6 protein-coding genes are annotated in these 6,303 nt (G+C 53.9%); all 6 read left to right on the forward strand.

The window, feature by feature from the left end:
• The first annotated feature begins 29 nt into the window (after positions 1–29).
• The 6 genes from mnmA (at position 30) to ruvX (ending at position 6,244) form a co-directional block, all read left to right on the forward strand.
• Complete coding sequence (mnmA, locus tag ACPLUI_RS04225; RefSeq protein WP_424659025.1) at positions 30–1,088, forward strand: tRNA 2-thiouridine(34) synthase MnmA; 1,059 nt, start codon at positions 30–32, stop codon at positions 1,086–1,088.
• Positions 1,089–1,202: 114 nt separating this feature from the next.
• Positions 1,203–1,376: a hypothetical protein gene (locus ACPLUI_RS04230; RefSeq protein WP_424659026.1), complete on the forward strand. Its 174-nt coding sequence runs from the start codon at positions 1,203–1,205 to the stop codon at positions 1,374–1,376.
• A gap of 392 nt (positions 1,377–1,768) precedes the next feature.
• The gene (gene alaS / locus ACPLUI_RS04235; RefSeq protein WP_424659027.1) at positions 1,769–4,405 is read left to right on the forward strand and encodes an alanine--tRNA ligase; all 2,637 of its coding nucleotides are present in this window, start codon (positions 1,769–1,771) and stop codon (positions 4,403–4,405) included.
• A 120-nt stretch (positions 4,406–4,525) separates the two neighbouring features.
• On the forward strand, positions 4,526–4,810 hold the full coding sequence (locus tag ACPLUI_RS04240) for an IreB family regulatory phosphoprotein (RefSeq protein ID WP_424659028.1): 285 nt from the start codon (positions 4,526–4,528) through the stop codon (positions 4,808–4,810).
• A 7-nt stretch (positions 4,811–4,817) separates the two neighbouring features.
• Complete coding sequence (locus ACPLUI_RS04245; RefSeq protein ID WP_424659029.1) at positions 4,818–5,765, forward strand: aldo/keto reductase; 948 nt, start codon at positions 4,818–4,820, stop codon at positions 5,763–5,765.
• 41 nt (positions 5,766–5,806) lie between these two features.
• Positions 5,807–6,244 carry a Holliday junction resolvase RuvX gene (gene ruvX / locus ACPLUI_RS04250; RefSeq protein WP_424659030.1) on the forward strand — a complete coding sequence of 146 codons (438 nt, stop codon included), beginning with the start codon at positions 5,807–5,809 and terminating at the stop codon, positions 6,242–6,244.
• The last annotated feature ends 59 nt before the right edge of the window (positions 6,245–6,303 follow it).

Below are 6,303 nucleotides of genomic sequence, written 5' to 3' on the forward strand. Positions count from 1 at the left end.
AAGGGGGGAACCAATGATGTTGCGGGAAGGTGAACAGCGTATCCCGGCCGGTTGAAAGGGGTTTTGAAGTAATCGGGGTGACCATGCAAATTTGGGACCCTGGCGTTACCGAGGTGGCCGGGGAACATGTGGGCTGTTGTTCCATGGCTGCCGTTGAAGATGCCCGCCGGGTGGCCCACCGGTTGGGCATTCCCTACTATGTGCTCAACTTTCGCGATATTTTTGAGGACAGAGTGGTAAACTATTTTTGTGCAGAATACCTCAAGGGGCGGACGCCCAACCCCTGCATTGCATGCAACCGCTATGTCAAGTTTGAGAGCCTGCTGCAAAAGGCCCGTTCTCTGGGCGCCAGTTATATAGCCACGGGCCATTATGCCCGGATAGAGTATGATGAGGGCCGGAATCGTTACGTTTTGCGGCGGGCGGCCGATACCCGTAAGGACCAGACTTATGTATTGTACAACATGACCCAGGAGCAGCTGGCGCATACATTGATGCCTTTGGGAGATTATACCAAGGAACAGGTGCGCCGCATGGCGGCCGAAAGGGACCTGCCGGTGGCGGAAAAGCCCGAAAGCCAGGAGATCTGCTTTATTCCTGACAATAATTACCACGATTTTTTAAAAAAGCGAGCGGGGGCTGCAATTAAGCCGGGACCATTCCTGGATCTTAACGGTAACGTTATCGGCATGCACCGGGGTATCCCTTTTTATACCATCGGTCAGCGCCGGGGATTGGGTATAGCAGCCGGTCAAAGACTATATGTGGTGGACATTGACCCCGAACGTAATGCTGTGGTGCTGGGACCTGAAGATGCCATTCTGGGGGATGAACTCGTAGCGGAGGACAGTAATTTCATCTTAATTGAAAAATTGGCCGGACCAATGGATGTCTCCGCGCAGATCCGATATAATTCCCATCCGGCACCGGCAGTGATCAGTCCTATGAGTGATGGCCGGGTACTGGTCCGGTTTGCCAGGCCCCAGCGGGCCATCACCCCCGGACAGTCGGTGGTATACTACCTGGGGGATTACGTTGTAGGTGGAGGAGTCATTGCCTGGAGGCGCTCCGTTTCCAAAAACGTTTGAATATTGCCAGTTTCAGGGGTTTGGTGCGATAAATGGTGATCTGGGACGGCGTATTTTTTTTGCCCCGGCCGGGCATAATGCAGTTGTAAAGGATGATACAGGAGGCGAAGTTATTTGAATTGCCCGGTTTGTGGTGGTAAAGCTACCGGGAAAGTGGGCCAGGACCAGTATTACTGCTGGGATTGTTGCGTGGAATACCGCATCAGTAAAGAAGGTGTCCAGATTTATGAACTGGCTGAAGATGGCAGTCTGGTAGCCTTTGATCCGCATAACGAGTTCCTGCTTTAATTTTTAGCCAGGGGGGTGAAGGCGGTGCGTATAGGATTCTGGCGCGGTGTCATTGCCGGCAGTGTACTGGGAGCAATGATAGGTATTCTTATGGGCCCCCCACAGAAGAAACCGGAGCAGAAAAATTTTTTCCGCATTGTGCGGAGCGTCCGACCCGGTTCCAGGACGCGAAGGATGCTCCGGGGAGTAACCAGCAGAGTTAGTGAGATGATCCGTTAAAAGTGAGGATTTCCTCACTTTTTTTTTGGTGTTCATATTTGTCCCGGGCCCGGCAAGTTCAAAGCCTGTCCCTTGACACCGGAGAGGCACTTTTTGTATAATTACTCCGAAATATGATGGACTTTCCTTGCACCGGTGAGAGCGGTTTTTCTTTTTAAACGGGAGGTAATATAGTGACCGGGAAGGAGATCAGGGAAAAATTTCTTAAATTTTTTGAGGCAAGGGGGCACCGCATTCTGCCCAGTGCTTCCTTAATACCTGCTAATGACCCCAGCCTGTTGTGGACGGCTGCAGGAATGGTTCCCTTCAAACCCTATTTTACTGGTGCCGCCAAACCGGACTTTCGGAGGGTAACTACCTGTCAGAAGTGCCTGCGCACTCCGGATATTGAGTCAGTTGGCCGTACGGCCCGGCATCATACCTTCTTTGAGATGCTGGGCAATTTCTCCTTTGGGGATTATTTTAAAGAAAAGGCCATCCCCTGGGCCTGGGAGTTCACCACACGGGTTTTGGGACTGCCGGAAGAAAAGTTATGGGTTACCATTTACCTTGATGATGATGAGGCCTTTAATATCTGGCACCGCGAGGTGGGTCTCCCCCCAGAGCGCATTGTACGCATGGGCAAGGATACAAACTTCTGGGAAATCGGGGTTGGTCCCTGCGGCCCCTGCTCGGAGATCTATGTTGACCTGGGGGAAGAGCGGGGATGTGGTTCCCCCGGTTGCGGGGTGGGTTGTGACTGTGACCGCTACCTGGAAATCTGGAACCTGGTGTTTATCCAATTTTTCCGTGACGAGGCAGGGAATTATGCACCCCTGGACAGCAAGGGTATCGATACAGGCATGGGTTTGGAGCGGGTGGCTTCCGTGCTCCAGGGGGTTCCAAGCAATTTCGATACCGACCTCTTCCGGGAAATCATGGATTATACTGCCGGCCTGGCGGGTGTAAAGTATGGTGCCGACAGCAGGACCGATATGGCCCTGAAAGTGATTGCTGATCACTGCAGGGCGGTAACCTTTGCTATTTCCGACGGGGCCCTGCCTTCCAACGAGGGGCGCGGTTATGTGCTCCGGCGTCTTTTACGCCGTGCGGTACGTTTTGGAAGGCTGCTGGGACTGAACGAACCTTTCCTTTACCGGGTAGCCGGGGCGGTCATCAGACAGATGGGTGATGCTTATCCTGAGTTACCGGCCAATCAAGAGCATGTGCTGAAAATAATTCGTAGTGAAGAAGAACGTTTCGGAGAGACCCTGGCCCAGGGTACAGAAATCTTGAACCGCCTGGTTCAGGAGGCAAGAGCAGCGGGTTCTCCGGTCATCCGGGGCGAAGATGCCTTCCGCCTGTACGATACCTACGGTTTTCCCCTGGAATTGACCCGCGAAATGGCTGCCGAGGAAGGGCTGACCGTGGATGAAGAGGGTTTTGCCCGGGCCATGGAAGAGCAGAGAGAGAGGGCCCGCCGGGCGCGCCAGGAAACGGAATACCTTTCCGAGAGGGATGCCTTTTATCAGGCACTTCGGAATAAGCTGGGGGAAACCCGTTTTGTGGGTTACGATACCCTGGAAACGAGGGCTAAAGTCCTGGCCCTGCTCAGAGAAGGCCGGCCGGTGGATAAGGTGGTTGCAGGTGAGGAAGTGGAGTTCATCCTGGATGTAACTCCCTGTTATGCCGAATCGGGGGGGCAGGTGTCCGATCACGCCCTGGTCAGCGCACCTGAACTGGAAGTTCAGGTCCTTGAGGTTTACCGTCCCGTTGAGGGATTCATTGTACACCGGGGCAAGGTTCAGAACGGAGTCTTCAAGAAAAATGACAGCGTACTGGTGGTTGTCGACGGTAAGCGCCGCCGGGACACGGCTCGCAATCACTCGGCAACCCACCTCCTTCACAGGGCCTTGAAGGAAGTCCTCGGTCCCCACGTTAATCAGGCCGGTTCTTTAGTGGAACCGGACCGGCTGCGCTTTGACTTTACCCATTATGCAGCGGTGTCCGGGGAAGAATTGCACCGCATAGAGGAAATGGTAAATCAGGCCGTGCTTGAAAATCTTCCGGTTCAAACCTTCGTTACCTCCCTGGAAGAGGCCCGGGCCATGGGGGCGGTTGCCCTCTTTGGCGAGAAATATGGAGAACAGGTCCGCGTGGTTAAGATGGGCGACTTCAGCATCGAGCTTTGCGGCGGTACCCATGTCAGATCCACCGCTGAAATAGGGCTCTTTAAATTGATTAGCGAGAGCAGTGTCGGTGCCGGGCTGCGCCGGGTTGAAGCGGTGACCGGTACCGCAGCGCTGCGTTATGTCCGTGCCCGTGAGGAACAGCTGGCCAGGATCGCGTCCCTGGTTAAGGCCACTCAGGCGGAAGTGGTGCACCGGGTGGAATCCCTGGTGAATGAAGTTAAGGAGCTGGAAAGGGAAAGCGAAGGGTTGCGTGCCCGGCTGGCCCGTTACGAAGTACAGAGCCTGCTGGAGCAGGTGAAAGACCTGGACGGTGCCAAATTCCTGGCCGCCAGAACAAGTGCTCCCGACATGGAAAGCCTGCGGGCAATGGTAGACCTTTTGCGGGAACGGCTCGGTTCGGCGGTCATCCTCCTGGCCAGCCCGGTGGGAGAGAGGGTCAACCTGGTGGCAGCAGTGACAAAAGATCTGTTGCCCAGGGGATTACATGCCGGCAAGCTGATCAAGGAAGTGGCTTCCATGCTGGGCGGTGGAGGTGGCGGGAGACCGGAGATGGCTCAGGCGGGGGGCCGGGATGCTTCCAGGCTCCAGGAAGCGCTTCAGAAGGCTTACAATGTGGCTGCAGCACAGCTCAAAAATTAAGCGGGCTTTTTGACCCGCTTTTTTTGTCCTTGCAGTTTTTTGACAATAGAGGAAAAAGGGTAGCTCTAACGAATATAGATCCCACACAGGGTTATATTTTTAAAGGGGGGTCTGGAGGGTGTGACCAGGGAAACTTCTGAAAATACCGTTATGTTTAAGGTTGAAGCAGAGGAAGTCAACCAGGCGAAAGAGATATTGCTTTCAGTGTATGCTGCGTTGAAAGAGAAGGGATACAATCCGATCAACCAGCTTGTAGGCTATTTACTGTCGGGGGATCCGGCTTATATTACCAGCCACAATAATGCCCGGAGCAAAATCAGGCGTCTGGAAAGGGACGAATTGCTGGAAGAGCTGGTTCGAAGTTATTTGAAGGATGCACAAGACCATATAAAGGGATGGGAATGAAGTTTCTTTGGAATTCAGGGAGCTTGGGCAAACTGGTATCATAGTTTCCCGCCTGTGCTTCGGTGCCCTTACGGTTGGCCCGCTGCAGGCCGCCCTCCCGGTGGACAGGGGGGCGGCGGTGATACGCCGGGCGCTGGAATCAGGTGTGAATTTTATTGATACAGCCGAATGTTATCAGACCTACCCCTACATTTATGAAGCAACAAGGGGTTGGGTGGGGGAAGTGGTGGTTGCTTCCAAGTCTTATGCGTATACCTGGGAGGGGATGAGACAGAGTCTGGAAGGAGCTTTGAGGGCCCTTCACCGTGATTATATCGATATTTTTCTCCTCCACGAGCAGGAATCGGCCCTCACCATCAGGGGGCACTGGGAAGCGGTGGAATATCTGATAAGGGCCAGAAAGGAAGGGCTGGTAAGGGCTATCGGCATCTCCACCCACAGTGTGGAGGGTGTACGGGCAGCGGCTCGCATAGCCGAATTTGATATCATACATCCAATTATCAATATATCCGGGATTGGCATTCAGGGGGGAACAAGGGAGGATATGCTGGCAGCCATTGCCGAGGCTGCCAGTTTTGGCAAAGGTATATATGGCATGAAGGCCCTGGGGGGAGGGCATCTCATACCCAGGGTAGAAGAGGCATTGGCTTTTGTCCTTGATATTCCATACCTGGCCAGTGTGGCCGTGGGGATGCGGACGCTGGCGGAAGTAGATTTTAACGTGACAGTTTTCAGCGGGTATCCGGTTCCACCCGGGCTCCGGACAAAGGTGAGGCGCCAAAAGCGCCGTCTGCACATCGAGGATTGGTGCAGGGGTTGCGGCCGCTGCGTGGAAAGGTGCGGAGCAGGGGCACTGTTCCTGGCGGGTGGGCGGGTGGTGGTTAACCCTTTGAATTGCCGCTTATGTGGGTACTGTGGAACCGTTTGCCCTGATTTCTGTATCAAAGTAATCTAAGGGGTTCTCTATAAAAAGGAAAGAGAGGCACAACTTTGCAGGTGCGGATATTGGGACTGGACGTGGGTGAAAAAACAATTGGGGTGGCGGTAAGCGATCCCCTGGGGTGGACGGCTCAAGGCCTGGGAGTCGTTCGCCGGGACCGGCCGGAAGAACAGGTCATGGGGGAATTAAAGAAATTGGCTCAGGATTACCAGGTCGGGCTAATAGTAGTGGGACTGCCCCGCAACATGAACGGGACCCTGGGCATCCAGGGGCAAAAGGTGCTTGAGTTTACCCGCCGGATCCGTGCCCAACTGGGACTACCCGTGGAAACCTGGGACGAACGTCTCAGTACGGCCAGTGCGGAAAGAATTTTGCTGGCTGCCGATGTTTCCCGTGCCAAACGCAAGAAAGTTATTGACAAAATGGCAGCAGTAGTGATTTTGCAGAATTACCTTGATGCCATGCATAAAAGGTCCCGGAACGGGGGAAATTAAAATCTGCTCAATTTATATTCTATGTGACCATAATGACCCGGATAAATTTTTTAAAGTTG

It is taken from the genome of Desulfofundulus sp. (genome assembly GCF_049701015.1).
In the GTDB taxonomy this organism is placed as follows: Bacteria; Bacillota; Desulfotomaculia; order Desulfotomaculales; family Desulfovirgulaceae; genus Desulfofundulus.